This is a genomic window from Geobacillus sp. 46C-IIa, assembly GCF_014679505.1.
Lineage (GTDB): Bacteria > Bacillota > Bacilli > Bacillales > Anoxybacillaceae > Geobacillus.
Genome location: NZ_CP061474.1, coordinates 2,122,610 through 2,140,381 on the forward strand (window position 1 = coordinate 2,122,610; position 17,772 = coordinate 2,140,381).

Below are 17,772 nucleotides of genomic sequence, written 5' to 3' on the forward strand. Positions count from 1 at the left end.
ACCAGTAATAGCAGCAGATCCACTAAAAAAACGAGGCCTCATTCGGCCTCGTTTACTTTGCAAAGACGTGATGCCCGATGCGGATCGTCACCGGACGCGATAGCATCCATTTGTCTTTCGTGATTTTCGGATTGTAGAAATAAAGCGAGCCGCGGCGGTCGTTTGGGAAGAGAGCAAGCGCCTTGTCCACCGCCTCGTAATCTTGCTTCGTCGGTTGAATGCGGGTCAATTTTCCTGTTTTGACCGGCACAAACGCATAGCCCGATTTTGTTTTTTGATAAATGACGCCGCGCACTGTCTTCGGAAACTCTGGATGCTTAGTGCGGTTGAAAACGACGAGCGCCACTTCCACTTTGCCGGCAAACGGCTCGCTCGAACCGGTCTCCGCCTGCACCAATTGAGCGAGCAGCTTCCGGTCGGCGGCGCTCAATGAAACCGCCTTTTTGTTTGCGGACGCTGTCGTTGTCGTTTTCGCCGCAACCGGCACTTTCAACTTCTCACCAATATAAATCATGTCGCTTTTTAACTGATTTAACGACTTTAACGTCGTAACAGTTGTATGATATTGTTTGGCGATCCTTGACAACGTATCGCCTTTTTTCACTTGATAGTATGTATACGAACTGGCTGCTTCCGCCGATGGCGTCTGCCAGCCGAATGCCATGCAACAAGCGGCGGCGAGCGCGACAATCGTTTTTTTCATTCCTCCGATCCCTCCTGACCGCAGTATGTCGACCTGCTTTGTTTGTCTACTAGATTAGCAGGCAACAAGAGGAACGTCACTGTCTATCATTTCCATTGACGCCGGCTGCCATCGCCCGAGCGCTTGATGTTCTAAGACGAGACGGGCTTTTTTACAGTTGCATTACAGTTGCATTACGATTGATGACAGACTAGAACAGCTGCTTTCCGCCCGCCTTTCAGGCTTTGAGAGCGGCGGGTCAAAACTTGCCAAACCGGGCGCTTTTCGACATAATAATAGACGAGCTTGTATGAACCGCTTGGCTGCTAGCAACGGCCTGGCGGCAAACTACCGATGATCGTTGAGGTGGGCGTCGTGCTGACCGGATGGTTTCTTTGGTTTATTTTGTTTTGGGTCGTCTTTTTGCTTGTCATGATGTCGATCGGCGGCTTTTTTATGTTCCGCAAATTTTTAAAACGTTTGCCGAAGGAAGACGGAAAATCGGAGCTTGACTGGCAGGAGTATTACATCGAACAGACGCGCCATTTATGGGGAGAGGAAGAAAAGGCATTGCTTGAGGAGCTCGTCCGCCCTGTGCCGGAGCTGTTCCGCGATGTGGCGCGGCAAAAGATCGCCGGCAAAATCGGCGAGCTTGCCTTGAAGGAACAAGCCCCCCGCATTACGCGCGATTTGCTCATCCGCGGCTATATTATCGCTACGCCAAAGCGCGACCATAAGTTTTTAATCCGAACGTTGCAGGCAAAAAACATCGATCTCGCCCCGTATCAACATTTGCTGGAAAGCCGCTGACTGTCCCGTCTTTCAAGCCGGATGTCAGCGGCTTTCGTCCGTCTTGGCCACGCCAATCCTCCGGCGCAGCAGAAAGGCATGGGGCGGCAATAAAGTAGCTGTTCGGTGCGTATATCGTAGTGAAAGAGGGTGTCTCATTGCTCTTGAGACACCCTCTGTATCTTCCCGAGACCCTCCCGCTTCAACATGGCGCATACAAGCGGGGAAAAGTCAAGTGAGCACCGGCGGCTTCAGCTGCGCCGCCAACTTTTTATACGATACATACATGGCGATCCGCCATGGGACGATCATGGAAAAAGCGAGCAAATAAAACATGCCGCTTAGCTGGCCATAGTCGATCGTCCGCCCTAAATATGTCTTCAAACCGAAGCGGATGGCGATCAAGCCGAGCAAAATCCAAATAAACGCCTTTGAACGCTTTAAGTAAATGTCGTGGCCGCGAATCTCGAATTTCGACGTTTTAATGAGAAATAATGAGAAAAACATGCCGAGTATCACCGCTTCAATGAGCTCTCCGCGCGTAACGCGGAATACCGGATCGATGAACATAAGCGCCCCGGTGCTCATAAACAGCGGCGGCAAAAGAATTTTTTTCGCGTTCGTCGGCTTCTCCGCTGCTTTCATGCGCACAAAAAAGACGAAAAACGTCATCACAATGGCGATGAGCGATGTAACAAGCGCCAAAGCCATCACCTTCTTCCCGCAAAATTCATAGGCAACGCTATTATTATAGCAAAAACTCCTCCGCTTGCCTATCATCCCCCTTCAAATGCTCCGTCGGCGCCAGGCTGTCTATAAAAGGCGGGCGACCGCCTCGAGCACGCGGCTTTCCTCAAACGGTTTGACAATAAAGTCGGCGGCGCCCGCTTCAATCGCCTCGACGACCATGCGTTGCTGCCCTAGCGCTGAGCAAATAATGATTTTCGCTCCCGGGTCGATTTCCTTGATCGCCCGCACCGCTTCGATTCCATTCATGACCGGCATGGTAATATCTATAATGACTAACTCCGGACGCAGCCGGCGATACAGTTCAACCGCCTCTTTGCCGTTTTCCGCCTCACCGGCTACAGTATGGTTCGCTTTTTGCAATAGGCGCGCCAACGTCACCCTCATAAACTTCGCATCATCGACAACCAAAATGGCAGCCATCTTTCCATCGTCCCCCCGAACGGTTTTATATTCGCAGCGGCCGCCCAAAAAGCCGCTTCATTCCCGCTAGAAGCCGGTAAATCCACCGAATAGGCTTGTTGTGTAGGCAATGATTTTCGTCATCCAGTCAAAATAAAGGACGACCCCCATCGCCATCATGACATATCCGCCCGCTTTCATAATGGACGCACTATGGCGGCGAATCCATTGCAGTTTGCCGATAAAAAACGACAGAATAAAAAACGGGACAGCAAAACCGAGCGTATAGGCGAGCATGTACATCATCCCTGAGCCCGGATTGGCCGCCGCGAGAGCGATCACCGCCACCAAAATCGGCCCCATGCACGGCGTCCAACCGGCAGCGAACGCCATTCCAATCAGCACCGAGCCGGCATAGCCTGACGGCCGCTCACGGAATGAAATGCGCCGGTCTTTTAACAAAAAGGCCGGCTTCCAAAGCCCAGCGACGACGAGGCCGAAAGCGACGATCACAACGGCGCCGATTTGGCGGATCGCATCTTGATAGTCGGCAAACAGCCGGCCGAGAAATGACGTGCCGAAGCCGAGCGAAATGAAAATGAGCGAAAAACCGAGCAAAAAACAGAGCGTATGCCATAGGCTGCGGCGATTCAGCATCGCATTTTCCTCTTTCAGCTCGCTGACCGACACTCCGGTAATATAGGACAAAAACGCCGGGTAAAGCGGCAGACAGCACGGGGAAATAAACGACAAAAACCCGGCGCCAAACGCTAAAAATATATTCAAATCATTCATCGCTAAATCAGCCCCTGCCTCATTTTTTACTTTTATTTTAGCAAAAATCCGTTCTTCCGTAACGTGTTTCTCGTTTTCTCTGGTCAATTTTTCTATTTTCCGTTTTTGCGTTCATTGGTAAAATAGTATAAAATACAATACACAACATTGATGAAAAGGACGGTTTATTCGTGCCGAAACGTAATCTTTTAACCTTGATCGAACAAAAACGGATGGAACTTGTTGACACCGTAGCGAAGACGGGATTAAACTCCCTAGCGGCGATGAAAGTGAGCAGAGAGCTCGACACGCTGCTGAACGCCTATCAGCGCGAGCAAGTGAAACAACGAAAACAAAGCGCCTCCCGCTAAGCGGGAAAAGGCGCTTTTTTCTTTACGCACGGGCGTCGACCAGCCCATTTTGCAGCAAGTACATTTGGTAGTATAGCCCTTTTTGCGCCAACAGCTGCTGATGTGTACCGCGTTCGACAATTTCACCGCGATGGAGGACAAAAATTTGGTCGGCGTCTTGAATCGTCGACAGCCGATGGGCGATGGCGATCGTCGTCCGCCCTTTTCGCATTCGCATAAGCGCGGCTTGAATCGCCTCCTCTGTCTCGGTGTCAATATGGGCGGTCGCCTCATCGAGCACTAATATTTTCGGATTGGCGGCAATGGTGCGGGCAAACGAAAGGAGCTGGCGCTGCCCGCTCGATAACGTGGCCCCGCGCTCGGCGAGCAGATGGTCATAGCGGCCGGGCAGCTGTTCAATAAACACGTCCGCCTGCACGAGGCGGGCGGCGGCCTCAAGCTCTTCGTCGCTTAATTGCTCGTTATACATGCGAATGTTCTCTCTCACCGTCCCGTAAAACAAAAACGGATCTTGCAAGACGAGGCCGAGCGAGCGGCGCAGCTCGTCGCGCGAATAATCGCGGATCGACCGGCCGTCAAGCAAAATATCGCCGCGGTCAAATTCATAAAACCGCATAAGCAAATTGATGATCGAGCTTTTGCCGCTGCCCGTATGGCCGACAAACGCCACCGTCTGCCCCGGACGGATCGTAAATGACAGCCGTTTTAGCACGTCGCGCTTGCCATCGTATGAAAAACTGACATCGCGGAACTCAATTTCCCCCCGTTCAATCGCATACGGCGCTTGTTCCGGATTGAACGGCGCCTCCTCATCATGGTCAAGGAGCGCAAAGACGCGGGAGGCGGAAACGATCGCTTGCTGGTAGAGCGACAATCGCATCATCATTTGCGTCACCGGCTCAAAAAAGCGTTCCAAATAGTTGACAAACGCGTACAGCACCCCGATCTCGACCGGGCTCTCAAGCGCCGAGACGCCAAAAAAGCTGAGCACGACCATGATCGCCAACATGTAGATAACATCGATCGCCGGCCGAAGCAATAGCCCGTCAAGGCGAATATTTTTCATTCCCGCTTCGTAATGCGCCTCATTCACAGCGGCAAACTCCTGGTACAAGCGGTGCTGCTGGCGGAACGCTTGAATGATGGCCATCCCTTGCAGCGACTCATTCAATTTGGCGTTCAGCTCGCTCAGCCGTTCGCGCATCTCTTGGTAAAACACCGAACTGTAGCGGCGGTACGTTTTCATAATGAATCCAATGGCCGGGATAATGAACAGACAAAACAGCGCAAGCCGAACGTTGAGCGAAAACATGGCGATAAAAACACCAATGACAAACAAACCGTTTTGCACAAACACCGCTAAAACGCTAATAAACATGTCTTTGATGGCTTCCGTGTCATTCGTCACCCGCGAGACAATGCTTCCGCCCGGCGTCCGGTCAAAGTAGCTCATCCCGAGCCGATGCACTTTGGAAAAGACGTCCATCCGCAACGCTTGGATAATATATAAGGCGAGCCGCTGAAACCCGACAAGCTGGAAATACCCAATGACCGTTTTCCCGACGAGCACGCCGAGATAGGCGGCAGCTAGCGCCGCCACCGGTCCCGGAGCGAGGCGGTTCGGCATCAAATAGTCGTCGATAAACACTTTCACCAAATACGGGCCGGCCAGCTCCCCCGCAGTCGCCAGCAGAAGGAGCGCGAAGGCGAGCGCGGCCTCTTTTTTGTATCGCCCCATATAAGCGAGCAGCCGCCAGAGGACGCGCCGCTGCTCTTTGGCCGTCAATGTTTGTTCGTTCATACGCCCCCTCCTATCCGTCGTCATTCCACAAGCGCCTCAAGCTGTTGGCGCCGATACATCTCGCGATACCAACCGTCTTCAGCCATTAAGTCCTCGTGCGTCCCCGCTTGGATGACGCGGCCTCCATCGAGGACGAGAATCCAATCAGCGTGCTCGACCGCGCTTAAACGATGAGCAGCTATGATCGTCGTTTTCCCGCGCCGCTCCTGCTTCAACGCCGTTAAAATCCGCTCTTCCGTTTTCGCATCGACCGCCGACAGCGCATCGTCTAAAATGAGCAGCTCCGGATCGATGAGCAGCGCGCGAGCGATTGACAGCCGCTGCTTTTGCCCGCCGGACAGCGAGACGCCGCGCTCACCGATGACCGTCCCGTAGCCGTCCGGGAACTGAAGAATATCCTCGTGAATGTCAGCCAGCTTTGCGGCTTTGATGATTTCCTCCTCGCTCGCCTCCGGCTTGGCAAAGGCGATGTTATGGCGGACAGAGGCAGAAAAAAGAAAATGATCTTGCGGCACATAGCCGATCGCCATCCGCAAGGCAGAAAGCGTATAGCGGCGAATGTCGCGGCCGTCGAAACGAATGTCGCCGTCATAGTTGTCAAACTCGCGCAACAACAGGCGCAGGAGCGTCGTTTTCCCGGCTCCGGTTTTGCCGACGACACCGAGCGTCGCCCCGCGTTCAAGCCGGAAGCGGACATCGACAAGCGCCGGTTTTGCCTCGCCTGGATAGGCAAACTGGCGGATGTCATATTCGATGCTCCCTCGCGGCGGGACGGCAAGCGCGCCCGGCATTTCCTTGATCTCGTCGTCTTCAGCGAGCAGCATCCGCACCCGGTCGTATGAGGCGCGCCCGCGCTCGACAATGTTAAACAGCCAGCCAAATGCCAGCATCGGCCAAATGAGCAAGCCAAGGTACGTCGTAAACGACACGAGCTCGCCGATCGTCAACTCCCCGCCAACGACCATCTGACTGCCGAACGCAACAGCGAGAAAAAACGACAGCCCGACAAGCAGCCCGATCGTCGGATCGAAGAGCGCATCAATTTTGGCCACCGCGATGTTTTTCGCTGTGACATCTTCCGATTGGCGGCGAAACGCTTCCAGATCCTTTTCTTCATAGCCGAACGCTTTGATGACGCGGACGCCGCTCATGCTTTCTTGCACTTTATCATTCAGCGACGAAAACGCCTCTTGCGCCGTTAAAAACCGCCGGTGAAGCATCGTCCCATAGCGGCTTGTCGCTATGGCCATCACCGGCAGCGGAAGCAGGCTGACTAACGTCAGCTTCCAGCTGATCGAAAACGCCATCGTCGCCAGCACAAACCCGCCGAGCATCACCGAATCAACGAGCGTTAAAATGCCGCTTCCAGCCGTTTGCTGGATCGCCTGCAAATCGTTGGTGGCATGGGCCATTAAATCGCCGATCCGCTTCCGCTGGTAAAACGCCGGCGCCATTTTCGTAAAATGGGCATACAGCTCGTTGCGCAGCTGGCGGGCGAGCTTGACAGATGAGCCGAAAATGCAAATGCGCCAAGCGTAGCGGAGCACATAGAGCGCTCCCGCGATGGCAGCGAGCGCGGCCATCCAACGAATGAGCACTTCTTTCATCACCGTGCCGTTTTTCATATGGTCAACCAAAATGCCGATCACTTTCGGCGGGATCGTTTCCAAAAAGGCAACGATCGCGAGCAATAGAACACCGGTGGTATACGCCTTTTTCTCTTGGCGAAAAAACCAGAACAAATCACGGAACACGCTCATGCGGCCTGCTCCCCCTTTCGTTCAACTAACGGACAATCGCCATACTATTGTAACAAAACTAGAAAAATTTTGAAAGAACATTTTTCCAAAATAAAAAGACACTCTCAATCGAGTGTCCGTTTCGCTTATTTCAGCTGGTTGTTCATCATTTTCATCATTTGATTGATTTTCTTTTGCGACGGGGTCATGCCCATTTGCATCATCATCATGCGGATCATTTGTTCATTGATCGGCGGATTTTTCTTCAAATAATTGATCATCGTTTTGCGGGCGATGAAAAACCCGAGCGCCACACCGGCGATCAGCGCCAGCACACCAACGAGAATCGTGTCCCACATACAGCGATTTTCCTCCTTCTTGTTGTCTCCCTAACAGTGTACTAAACGATGTGCCATTAGACAATATTTCACGGCAAAAATCTTCACGTTACGCGAATTTTCTTCCTTGCGCTGGCGCAGACAGCCAATAGTAGTCGGCAAAATCAGCGGCGACCGCCAAAAACGACGGCGCTAGTTTGGCGAGCGCCCGGCCGATGTCGGCGGCCAAGGGCGCGCTGTCGGCGACAAGAAGCAGGCGGCGCTTTTGCACGATAAGCAGCGCTTCCCCACCGTCGTCATTTTGCAAAATGAACATGTTGCGCTCTAAGTTTTTGCCGACACGCCCGATAAAATATTGCTTTAACCCTAACTCAAGACGCGAAAACGACAACTGTTCGGTAATAAATTCGACTTGCTTGCGGCAAATCGTTTTCAACGGCGCCTCCGCATACTGATGTTCCCGAAGCAATTCGACAACTTTTTCCGTCCGATGGCGGTAGTGCGTCGCCACCTCATCATTTAACAAATATATCCAATAGCGAACCATGCCCCATCCCCCCATTTCTGTTCATCTATTTCTATTATAGAAAAGAAAAGGGGAAAAATATGTCTACTAGCGACAATTTTTTTCACTAACATTGTCGATTTTTGTTTACAGAGGGGCCGACGCAAATCAGTCAAAAAAAGCCGCCCTTGCGCCGTTGCAAGGGCAGCCTGTTGTCACGGCCGTTTCATTGCTTGCCAAGCAGCGTTTTCACGCGACGGACGACGTTGTCAACGGTAAATCCGTACTCGGCCATGATGGTTTCTCCCGGAGCGGAGGCGCCAAACCGATCGATGGCTAAAATGTCGCCCTCTGCACCGATGTAGCGCTCCCAGCCGAGCGAAGCGCCCATTTCAATGGCCAGCCGCTTCGTCACCGCCGGCGGGATCACTTCATCGCGGTACGCCTTTGGCTGCGCTTCAAAACGATCCCACGATGGCATGCTGACGACGGAAACGTTAATTCCTTCAGCGGCGAGCGCTTCTTGCGCTTTCACCGCCAAGCTGACTTCCGATCCGGTCGCCAAGAGCAGCGCCTCGGGAGCGCCGTTTTTCGCCGGCGAGACGACGTAGGCGCCTTTTTTCACGCCTTCATACGCCAGATCAGCCGTTGTCGAAAGCGTCGGTATGTCTTGGCGCGTCAGAACGAGCGCGGTCGGCTTGTCCGTCGATTCAACCGCCAGCCGCCATGCCGCCGCCGTTTCGTTCGCGTCAGCCGGTCGGATGACTGACAAGTTCGGCATCGCTCTTAAGGAAGCGAGCTGTTCGATCGGCTCGTGCGTCGGGCCGTCCTCGCCGACGGCGATGCTGTCGTGCGTCAAGACATACGTGACCGGCAATCCCATGAGCGCCGCTAACCGGATCGCCGGGCGCAAATAGTCGGAGAACACGAAGAACGTGCCGCCGAACACTTTCACCCCGCCATGGAGCGCCATGCCGTTTAACGCCGCTCCCATGGCAAATTCACGCACCCCAAACCAAATGTTGCGCCCTTCATAACTGCCCGGCAGGAAATTGCCGCCGCCTTTGATGAGCGTTTTGTTCGAGCTTGCCAAGTCGGCTGAACCGCCAAACAACTGCGGCACCGCTTTGGCGATGGCATTGATCACTTCCCCGGAAGAGGACCGGGTCGCCAAGCTTTTTCCGGCTTCATACACCGGCAGCGCGGCTTCCCAACCGTCCGGAAGCTTCCCTTCGATCGCCTGCTTCAGCTGGGCGGCCAGCTCTGGATGCGCCTGCTCGTAAGCAGCCAGCTGTGCGTTCCATTCCGCTTCTTTTTTCGCCCCGGCCTCTTGCACCGTTTCCCGGAAATGGGCATACACTTCTTCCGGCACGTAGAAATCTTCGGCGAACGTCCAGCGGTATGCCTCCTTCGTTAGTCTCGCTTCTTCTGCGCCGAGCGGAGAACCGTGAACGCCGGATGTGCCCGCTTTCGTCGGCGCGCCGTAACCGATCGTCGTTTTCACTTCAATGAGCGTCGGCCGGTTGAGGTCAGCCCGCGCCTCTTCAAGCGCTTTGGCGATTTCATCCATGTTGTTGCCGTCTTCGACGCGCAAATATTGCCAGCCGTACGCTTGGAAGCGTTGGGCAACGTTTTCTGAGAACGACAAATTCAGCTCCCCGTCCAAGGAAATGTCGTTCGAGTCATACAGGACGATCAAGCGGCCAAGCTGCAAATGGCCTGCGAGTGACGCGGCTTCGCTTGCCACCCCTTCCATTAAATCGCCGTCGCCGCAAATCGCATACGTATAATGATCGATTATATCAAACCCGTCGCGATTGTATGTAGCCGCCAAATGCCGTTCGGCCATCGCCATGCCGACTGCCATTGCGATTCCTTGGCCGAGCGGTCCGGTCGTCGCTTCCACTCCCGGCGTATGGCCGTATTCCGGATGCCCTGGCGTTTTGCTTCCCCATTGGCGGAACTGCTTCAAGTCGTCCATCGATACGTCGTAGCCGGTCGCGGTTAAACCAGTTTGGGTTCGCCGGATTATGGTTCATAAATTTCGTCCAAAGCGTGTACGCCATCGGCGCCGCGCCCATCGGCATGCCAGGGTGCCCGGATTTCGCCTTTTCGATCGCGTCAATCGACAGCGTTCGAATGGTGGTAATCGCTAATTCTTCGATCGAATGCGCCATCGTTTTCCTCCCTTTCATCAACATGGTGTCACTTACTATCATATAGAAAATTGACTTCCTTGTACAACGATATTTTCGCTGTCAGAAAAAAACAGGGCGCCCCCGCCCTTCTTGCCCGCCGCTTAATGAAGGCGACGACGCTGGCTTTCCTTCAATTTTTTTGGCGTCACGTCATTGCCGTTCGGGTCGATGACCGTCACCGTATGAAGCATATCGGTCATCGCTTTGCGGAACGCCTGAATGTATTCGCGGCGCAGCTTTGCCTGCTCCATCGTTTCTTCCGCCGACAGGCCGGACGTTTTCGCCTTTTTGGCCAGTTCGTTAATGCGGGCTAATTTTTGTTTCGAAAGCATCGGTTATCTTCTCCCATCTGTCGCATCGTTATTCTGTTTTATCTTATTCGATCGGACAGGCTAATGGCAACGAAGAAACGTTGGCCGTCTCCCGCGGCCTAACCTAACGACGTTCCTGCTCGTCCATATATTCTTGATAGCGGCGATGGACGGTCGCTTTGGACGCCGCGTAGCCAAAGCTTCGGAGCGTCGCAGCGATGTCCGTAAACGTCAAGCCGCGCTCGCGCAGGCGGACGATCTCTTCGACCGGAAGCTCGATCCGATCGCGCCCGGCGTTTTCGCCACGGCGCGTTAAGTTCCGCTCCGGACGGTAGCCGCGGGCGATGGCCCGCTGCATGCCGCGCTTAATTTTCGCATTATGTATTTTCCGCTGGTACTCCTCGACGATGGCGATGATCGACAGCACCATCTCATCGGCCTCTGACAGCGGCATCTCCCCGCGGTGGCTGGCGCTGTATATTTTCACTCCCCTTTTCTTCAGGCAGTGCAGCACCGCCATGCGCGCATGGCCGCGTCCGAGCCGTGTTTCATCTTGGATGAGCAAGGCGTCGACCGCCCCTTCTTCACAAAGCGCAAGCAGCTCGAGCACTCCGTCACGGTCAGCTTCATAGCCGCTCGCCTGCTCGGCGATCACTTTGACGACGTCAAAGCCGCACTCTTTGGCTAGCTTCTCCAGTTCGGCACGCTGCCGTACAAGCGACGTTTCCTGCTCCGTTTTATCCGTGCTGACGCGGCAGTAAATGACCGCTTTCATGGCCACCCCTTCTTTCTGTCACCGCTTGACAGCCAATGAGCCGTCTTGCTTCGATTTTAACACAGGAATGACGATTTGTTCACCGGCGGTGAGGCGCGCGCTCGGCAAACGATTGACATCGACCACCCAGCGGATAAATTCGTCCGGCGACAAGCCGTGCGCCGGCTCATACTGCTTCGCCAACCCCCAAAGCGTATCGCCGGAAGCGACCGTTACCGTCATGTACTCTTTTTTGTCAACCGGGTTGCTGGCGTAAACAAACCCCGCCAAGACGAGCGTGAGCAAACATGAAAAAATGAGGTAGTGCAGCAACGTTTTCTTCATCTCCCCCACCCTTTTTTAGAATATGTGTTCGCTTTTTCTTCATTATAAACAAGAACATTTGTTTGTGTCAACAAAAAAATTCGAACTTATGTTTGTTTTTCTGTTTCCCCCATGCTATAATGAAACCAAATGATGTGGCAAGAGGTGTGAAAAGGGATGACGAAACTGTCCAAACGCCAGCAACAAATTTTAGAATTTATCAAACAGGAAGTGAAAACGAAAGGCTATCCCCCGTCAGTAAGGGAAATCGGGGAAGCAGTCGGTTTGGCGTCGAGTTCGACCGTCCACGGCCACCTTGCGCGCCTAGAAAGCAAAGGGTTCATCCGCCGTGACCCGACAAAGCCGCGCGCCATTGAAATTTTGGACAGCGATCTGACAAAAGAAAGAGAAAAAGAGGAGGTCGTTTCCGTGCCGGTGATCGGCAAGGTGACGGCCGGCCAGCCGATCACTGCCGTCGAAAACATTGACGACTATTTCCCGCTGCCGAAACGGCTCGCCGCCGGCGAGGAACAGCTGTTTATGCTTGAAGTGATGGGCGACAGCATGATCGAAGCCGGCATTTTGGACGGCGACTACGTGATCGTCCGCCAGCAGTCGTCGGCGAATAACGGCGACATCGTCGTCGCCATGACGGAGGAAAACGAAGCAACAGTGAAGCGGTTTTTTAAAGAAAAAGACCACATCCGCCTGCAGCCGGAAAACGCCCATCTCGAACCGATCATCGTCCGCGACTGTACGATTCTCGGCAAAGTGATCGGCGTCTATCGTCTGATCGACTAAGGACCCGGCTGACGCCGCGCGCCATAACAAAAGCTGCCCCGTTTGTCGGGGCAGCTTTTTTGATTAGTACAGCTCCATATATTGGTCCAACTCCCATTGATGGACCGTTGTCCGATACATATCCCACTCGATTTCTTTCGCTTCGACGAAATGCTCGAATAAATGTTTGCCGAGCGCTTGGACGATCACCTCGTCCGATTTTAAGTTGTCGAGCGCTTCAATCAGCGTTGCCGGCAAATCGACAATCCCTTCCTCGAGCCGCTCTTCTTTCGTCATGACGTAAATGTTTCGGTCAACCGGCGCCGGAGGAGTGAGCTTGTTGCGAATGCCGTCAAGCCCGGCTGCCAACAGCACGGCCATCGCCAAGTACGGGTTCGCCGCCGGATCGACGCTGCGCACCTCAATGCGCGTGCTCATGCCGCGCGAAGCTGGAATGCGGATGAGCGGGCTGCGGTTGCGCGCCGACCAAGCAACATAACATGGCGCCTCATAGCCTGGAACGAGCCGCTTGTACGAGTTGACCGTCGGGTTGGTCACTGCCGTAAAGTTCGGCGCATGCTTCAGCACGCCGGCGATAAACTGTCGGGCCGTATCGCTCAACTGCAAATCGCCATTCGGGTCAAAAAAGGCGTTTTCGTTGTTGCGGAACAGCGACAAGTTGCAGTGCATTCCCGAACCGTTAATGCCAAAAATCGGCTTCGGCATAAACGTCGCGTGCAGCCCATGTTTGCGGGCGATCGTTTTGACGACGAGCTTAAACGTTTGAATGTCGTCGCACGCTTTGATGGCATGGGCGTATTTAAAATCGATCTCGTGCTGGCCCGGGGCGACTTCATGGTGCGACGCTTCAATTTCAAAGCCCATCTCCTCAAGCTCAAGCACGATATCGCGCCGGCAGTTTTCCCCTAAGTCGGTCGGCGCCAAATCGAAGTAGCCGCCGCGGTCGTTCAGTTCCATCGTCGGACGGCCGTTTTCATCGAGCTTAAAGAGGAAAAACTCCGGTTCCGCTCCCAAGTTGAACGCCGTAAAGCCAAGGGCTTCCATCTCTTTCAACACGCGCTTTAAATTGTAGCGCGGGCAGCCTTCAAACGGCGTGCCGTCCGCATTGTAAATGTCGCAAATAAAGCGGGCGACTTTTCCTTTTTCCGACGTCCACGGGAAGATGACAAACGTGTCCAAATCCGGATACAAATACATGTCCGATTCTTCGATGCGGACAAACCCCTCGATCGAAGACCCGTCAAACATCATTTTATTATTGAGCGCTTTCTCAAGTTGGCTGATCGGGATTTCGACGTTTTTGATCGTCCCCAAAATATCGGTGAATTGCAGGCGAATGTACTTGACGTTTTCTTCTTTGACGATGCGCATAACGTCTTCGCGCGTATATTTTGCCATGTTGAAACTCCTCCCCGGCTCCGAAATCATTTCCCATCATTAGTGAAAGAAGCGAGCGAGATCCCCTTGGCGAAGCGATGCGCGCTGAAACCGTCCGGCCTGCAGCAGCTCCGTCCGCAAAATCTCGCGCAACTCCTCGTCGGACAGCTTCGGTTTCCCCACTTTTTCGACCTTTTCCGGCTGCTCATAGCGCCCTTCTTGCCGGGCGGCGAAAATTTGCTTGATGCCAGCGAGGTTCACGCCTTGGTCAATCAAGTCTTTAATTTCGAGCAAACGGTCGATGTCGTTGAGTGAAAACAGCCGCCGGTTGCCCTCAGTGCGCGCCGGCGTGACGAGGCCGTGCTCTTCGTAATAGCGGATTTGGCGGGCCGATAGATCCGTCAGCTGCATCACAATCCCAATCGGAAACAATGGCATGGAACGACGAATATGGCTACTCATGCCAATTCCTCCTCGCTTTTGATACCTTCATTTTACCATAATGTCAAGAAACGAGTCAATCAAGCGTTACATTTTCTCACAAACAAATCAACTGCTGTTCAAGCAAGCGGTGAACGGCTGAACAAACAGCGATTTTCACGTGCGAATACGTCAAGCCGCCTTGAACGTATGCGACATATGGCGGACGCAGCGGCCCATCTGCCGTCAGCTCAATGCTCGCCCCTTGCACGAACGTGCCCGCGGCCATGATCACTTTATCCTCGTAGCCGGGCATCTCGCTCGGGTACGGGGTAAAATGGGCGTTCACCGGGGAAGCCGCTTGAATGGCCTGGCAAAAAGCAACCATTTGCTCCGGGTCGTCAAAACGAACCGACTGTACGAGATCGGTGCGCTTAGCGTCCCATGCCGGCGACGTCTCAAGCCCTATCCGCTCGAGCAGCGCGGCGGTGAACACCGCCCCTTTGAGCGCCTGTCCGACAACATGCGGGGCAAGGAAAAACCCTTGGTACATATCAGGCAGGCTGTACAGCGACGGGCCGACTTCGGCGCCGATGCCCGGTGAGGTCATCCGGCAGGCGCACGCGTCGACGTATTTTTGCTTGCCAACGATATAGCCGCCCGTTTTCGCCAAGCCCCCTCCCGGGTTTTTGATCAGCGAACCAGCCATAAGATCGGCGCCGACATGGCACGGCTCTTTCTCCTCAACAAACTCGCCGTAGCAGTTGTCCACAAACACGACGACGTCCGGCTTGACCGCCTTCACAAAAGCGATCATCTCAGCGATTTCGCTGACCGTAAACGACGGGCGTGTCGCATAGCCGCGCGAACGCTGAATGCCGATCATTTTCGTCCGCTCGTTCATCGCCTCGCGCACCGCTGGAAAATCAACGGCTCCGTCCGCCGTAAGCGGCACGCTCCGATAACGAATGCCAAACTCTTTCAGCGAGCCGACGCCGCTGCCGCGGACACCGACGATCTCCTCGAGCGTATCGTACGGAGCGCCGGTGATGTAAAGCAATTCATCGCCCGGGCGCAACACGCCAAACAGCGCAATGGCGATCGCGTGCGTGCCGGAAATGATTTGCGGGCGGACAAGGCCGGCTTCCGCTCCGAATACGTCCGCGTAAATGCGGTCAAGCGTGTCGCGGCCCGCATCGTCATAACCGTAGCCGGTCGACGGGATGAAGTGGCCGTCGCTCACTTGGTGGCGGCGGAAACTGTCGAGGACGCGATATTGGTTCCCATCGACACGTTCATCGATGGAGCGGTGGATCGGCGCAATTTGTGTTTCAACTTCTTCGATGAGAAGAGCGATGGTTTCTCCGTGTCTCCACTGTGTCCAAAACATAGATGAACCCTTTCTACCGTTGAAATGATTGCAGCTCCCCATATAAGGGGTGCGTCGGCAGCACGTACCCTTGACACTCGTACGTGCCCCCTCGTTCATTATAATGCCATTCATGCAAAATGGTGTCCGTTTTTAACTGGGCGAGCAATTTTCCTTCCCCGCTCGGAATCGACACGTCATAACGGCTCATTTGCTGTTTCACCGCTTCTTCGATAAAGCGGCGAAGCCGGTCGACATCGGCGGCCAAGAGCGCGCTCATCACGATCGCATTGGTTGTCGTCGGGAGAAATTCCGGCGTTTGCCGGTCGCTTTTATTGTAAACGGTGACGGCCGGAATCGAAGAAGCCCCTAGTTCCGCCAAGAGCCGCGATACGGTGCGCTCATGTTCGGCATAATCCGGATGCGACGAATCGACGACATGAAGCAGCAAATCCGCTTCCTTCACTTCTTCAAGCGTTGAGCGAAACGCAGCGACAAGCGTCGTCGGCAAATCTTGGATGAATCCGACCGTATCGGTGAGAAGCACCGTATACCCGCACGGCAACACGCACTTGCGCGTGAGCGGATCGAGCGTGGCAAACAGCAAGTTTTCTTCCAATGAGTCGGCGGCCGTCAGCCGGTTAAAGAGCGTCGACTTGCCGGCGTTCGTATAGCCGACAAGCGCCACTTGAAAGGCGCGGTTTTTTTGCCGGCGCTCCCGGTACCGCCCGCGATGCTCGGCAATGCGCCGCAGCTCGCCTTTAATGTCGTCGATGCGGCGGCGAATATGGCGCCGGTCCGTTTCAAGCTTCGTCTCCCCCGGACCGCGCGTGCCGATGCCGCCGCCAAGGCGGGATAGCGCCTCCCCTTGGCCGCTCAGGCGCGGCAGCATGTACTCGAGCTGGGCGAGCTCAACTTGCAGCTTTCCTTCTTTCGAACGGGCGCGCCTTGCAAAGATATCTAAAATGAGCTGCGTCCGGTCAATGACTTTCACTTCGCCAAGCATGTTCATCAAATTGCGGGCCTGGCTTGGCGACAGTTCGCTGTTGAAGACGATGAGATCCGGTTCGAGCTCCTTGACGAGGACAGCCAGCTCTTCCGTTTTCCCTTTGCCGATATACGTGGCCGGATGCGGCGCTTCGCGTTTTTGCACAAGTTCAGCCGCCACCTCGCCGTTCGCCGTCGCAACGAGCGAAGCAAGCTCTTCCATTGAATAGCGAAACCGTTCGTCATCAACACCGGCGAGTTGGCAGCCGACGATGATCGCTTGTTCGCGGCCCATGACATTCCTTCCTTTCTGACGGACCTCTTTACCTGCTTTCATCATACCAAATCGGCCGCCCTCCTGCTAGTTCGTTCAAAAAATGATTGATTTTCCGCTGTTTTTGCCCCTACAATGATACAAGAAAACCGCACGGAAAGGAACAGCGAGAATGACGTGGGAAGTGTTGAGCATCATCGGGACGATTGCCTTTGCCATCAGCGGGGCGATCGTCGCGATGGAAGAAGAGTATGATTTGCTTGGGGTGTACATTTTAGGGATCGTCACCGCCTTTGGCGGCGGGGCGGTGCGCAATTTGTTGATCGGGGTTCCGGTGTCGGCGCTGTGGGAACAAGGTCCGCTTTTTCTCGTCGCCTTAGCTTCAATGACGATTGTCTATTTATTTCCGAAACAAATGCTCCCGCCTTGGAAGCGATGGGGCAACTTTTTTGACGCCCTCGGGCTGTCGGCGTTTGCCATCCAAGGAGCACTGTATGCCGCAAAAATGGGGCATCCGTTAAGCGCGGTCATCGTCGCGGCGGTGTTGACCGGCAGCGGCGGCGGCATCATCCGCGACGTATTAGCCGGGAGAAAGCCGCTCGTGCTGCGTGCGGAAATTTACGCCGCTTGGGCGATTTTTGCCGGCATCGCCGTCGGCCTGAAATGGGCGGAGTCGTCGATTGAGCTGTATGTGCTGTTTGTGGCGGTCGCTTCGTTGCGCATTTTGTCGTACACGTACGGTTGGAAACTGCCGCGGCGGGCGGTCGGAGAAAAGGCGGGCGGGCAATAATGGGCCAAACCATTGCAAT

Annotated in this window: 19 protein-coding genes and 1 pseudogene; 4 read left to right on the forward strand and 16 right to left on the reverse strand. The window is 54.4% G+C overall.

All coding sequences use genetic code 11. The features are described from left to right. Positions 1 to 52: 52 nt before the first annotated feature. Entirely contained in the window at positions 53 to 703 is a 651-nt protein-coding gene (locus IC803_RS10485; RefSeq protein ID WP_081206973.1) for a cell wall hydrolase, read from the reverse strand. A gap of 354 nt (positions 704 to 1,057) precedes the next feature. On the opposite strand from IC803_RS10485, the gene IC803_RS10490 reads away from it, so the two are divergent. Then, positions 1,058 to 1,492 (forward strand): DUF2621 domain-containing protein, encoded by a 435-nt coding sequence (locus IC803_RS10490; protein WP_033023234.1) that lies wholly within the window; start codon positions 1,058 to 1,060, stop codon positions 1,490 to 1,492. 210 nt (positions 1,493 to 1,702) lie between these two features. On the opposite strand, the gene IC803_RS10495 is transcribed toward IC803_RS10490, so the two are convergent. The 3 genes from IC803_RS10495 to IC803_RS10505 all read right to left on the reverse strand — a co-directional run bounded on the left by IC803_RS10495 (position 1,703) and on the right by IC803_RS10505 (position 3,415). Next, positions 1,703 to 2,182 carry a CcdC family protein gene (locus IC803_RS10495; RefSeq protein ID WP_369826919.1) on the reverse strand — a complete coding sequence of 160 codons (480 nt, stop codon included), beginning with the start codon at positions 2,180 to 2,182 and terminating at the stop codon, positions 1,703 to 1,705. A gap of 102 nt (positions 2,183 to 2,284) precedes the next feature. After that, positions 2,285 to 2,641, reverse strand: coding sequence for a response regulator (locus tag IC803_RS10500; RefSeq protein WP_081206972.1), 357 nt, complete (start codon positions 2,639 to 2,641; stop codon positions 2,285 to 2,287). 66 nt (positions 2,642 to 2,707) lie between these two features. Beyond that, the gene (locus tag IC803_RS10505) at positions 2,708 to 3,415 is read right to left on the reverse strand and encodes a cytochrome c biogenesis protein CcdA (protein ID WP_081207037.1); all 708 of its coding nucleotides are present in this window, start codon (positions 3,413 to 3,415) and stop codon (positions 2,708 to 2,710) included. A gap of 170 nt (positions 3,416 to 3,585) precedes the next feature. On the opposite strand from IC803_RS10505, the gene IC803_RS10510 reads away from it, so the two are divergent. After that, positions 3,586 to 3,765 carry an aspartyl-phosphate phosphatase Spo0E family protein gene (locus IC803_RS10510; protein WP_081206971.1) on the forward strand — a complete coding sequence of 60 codons (180 nt, stop codon included), beginning with the start codon at positions 3,586 to 3,588 and terminating at the stop codon, positions 3,763 to 3,765. A 22-nt stretch (positions 3,766 to 3,787) separates the two neighbouring features. On the opposite strand, the gene IC803_RS10515 is transcribed toward IC803_RS10510, so the two are convergent. From IC803_RS10515 to yneA, 8 genes and pseudogenes are all read right to left on the reverse strand, one after another. Next, the gene (locus IC803_RS10515; protein WP_081206970.1) at positions 3,788 to 5,566 is read right to left on the reverse strand and encodes an ABC transporter ATP-binding protein; all 1,779 of its coding nucleotides are present in this window, start codon (positions 5,564 to 5,566) and stop codon (positions 3,788 to 3,790) included. 20 nt (positions 5,567 to 5,586) lie between these two features. Then, entirely contained in the window at positions 5,587 to 7,326 is a 1,740-nt protein-coding gene (locus IC803_RS10520; protein WP_081206969.1) for an ABC transporter transmembrane domain-containing protein, read from the reverse strand. Between the two features lie 125 nt (positions 7,327 to 7,451). Then, positions 7,452 to 7,664: a YneF family protein gene (locus tag IC803_RS10525; protein WP_063166203.1), complete on the reverse strand. Its 213-nt coding sequence runs from the start codon at positions 7,662 to 7,664 to the stop codon at positions 7,452 to 7,454. Between the two features lie 88 nt (positions 7,665 to 7,752). After that, positions 7,753 to 8,190 carry a sporulation inhibitor of replication protein SirA gene (sirA, locus tag IC803_RS10530; protein WP_081206968.1) on the reverse strand — a complete coding sequence of 146 codons (438 nt, stop codon included), beginning with the start codon at positions 8,188 to 8,190 and terminating at the stop codon, positions 7,753 to 7,755. Between the two features lie 184 nt (positions 8,191 to 8,374). Next, positions 8,375 to 10,325, reverse strand: a pseudogene (gene tkt / locus IC803_RS10535) (transketolase). A gap of 122 nt (positions 10,326 to 10,447) precedes the next feature. Beyond that, positions 10,448 to 10,678: a DUF896 domain-containing protein gene (locus IC803_RS10540; RefSeq protein WP_081206966.1), complete on the reverse strand. Its 231-nt coding sequence runs from the start codon at positions 10,676 to 10,678 to the stop codon at positions 10,448 to 10,450. A 103-nt stretch (positions 10,679 to 10,781) separates the two neighbouring features. Continuing rightward, entirely contained in the window at positions 10,782 to 11,432 is a 651-nt protein-coding gene (locus tag IC803_RS10545; RefSeq protein WP_081206965.1) for a YneB family resolvase-like protein, read from the reverse strand. Between the two features lie 18 nt (positions 11,433 to 11,450). Further along, positions 11,451 to 11,756 carry a cell division suppressor protein YneA gene (yneA, locus tag IC803_RS10550; RefSeq protein WP_081206964.1) on the reverse strand — a complete coding sequence of 102 codons (306 nt, stop codon included), beginning with the start codon at positions 11,754 to 11,756 and terminating at the stop codon, positions 11,451 to 11,453. Between the two features lie 156 nt (positions 11,757 to 11,912). On the opposite strand from yneA, the gene lexA reads away from it, so the two are divergent. Further along, complete coding sequence (lexA, locus tag IC803_RS10555; RefSeq protein WP_063166206.1) at positions 11,913 to 12,536, forward strand: transcriptional repressor LexA; 624 nt, start codon at positions 11,913 to 11,915, stop codon at positions 12,534 to 12,536. 63 nt (positions 12,537 to 12,599) lie between these two features. Here the strand turns inward: lexA and glnA are convergent, their stop codons facing one another. From glnA to hflX, 4 genes are all read right to left on the reverse strand, one after another. Next, positions 12,600 to 13,934, reverse strand: coding sequence for a type I glutamate--ammonia ligase (gene glnA / locus IC803_RS10560; protein WP_081206963.1), 1,335 nt, complete (start codon positions 13,932 to 13,934; stop codon positions 12,600 to 12,602). A 39-nt stretch (positions 13,935 to 13,973) separates the two neighbouring features. After that, positions 13,974 to 14,375: a MerR family transcriptional regulator gene (locus IC803_RS10565; RefSeq protein WP_081206962.1), complete on the reverse strand. Its 402-nt coding sequence runs from the start codon at positions 14,373 to 14,375 to the stop codon at positions 13,974 to 13,976. A gap of 76 nt (positions 14,376 to 14,451) precedes the next feature. Then, on the reverse strand, positions 14,452 to 15,723 hold the full coding sequence (locus IC803_RS10570; RefSeq protein ID WP_081206961.1) for a methionine gamma-lyase family protein: 1,272 nt from the start codon (positions 15,721 to 15,723) through the stop codon (positions 14,452 to 14,454). Positions 15,724 to 15,736: 13 nt separating this feature from the next. Next, positions 15,737 to 16,984 carry a GTPase HflX gene (hflX, locus tag IC803_RS10575; protein ID WP_081206960.1) on the reverse strand — a complete coding sequence of 416 codons (1,248 nt, stop codon included), beginning with the start codon at positions 16,982 to 16,984 and terminating at the stop codon, positions 15,737 to 15,739. Between the two features lie 151 nt (positions 16,985 to 17,135). Here hflX and IC803_RS10580 point away from each other — a divergent pair, with 151 nt between their 5' ends. After that, a complete protein-coding gene (locus IC803_RS10580) occupies positions 17,136 to 17,753 on the forward strand; it encodes a trimeric intracellular cation channel family protein (RefSeq protein ID WP_081206959.1) in 618 nt (205 codons plus the stop codon). Positions 17,754 to 17,772: the final 19 nt, after the last annotated feature.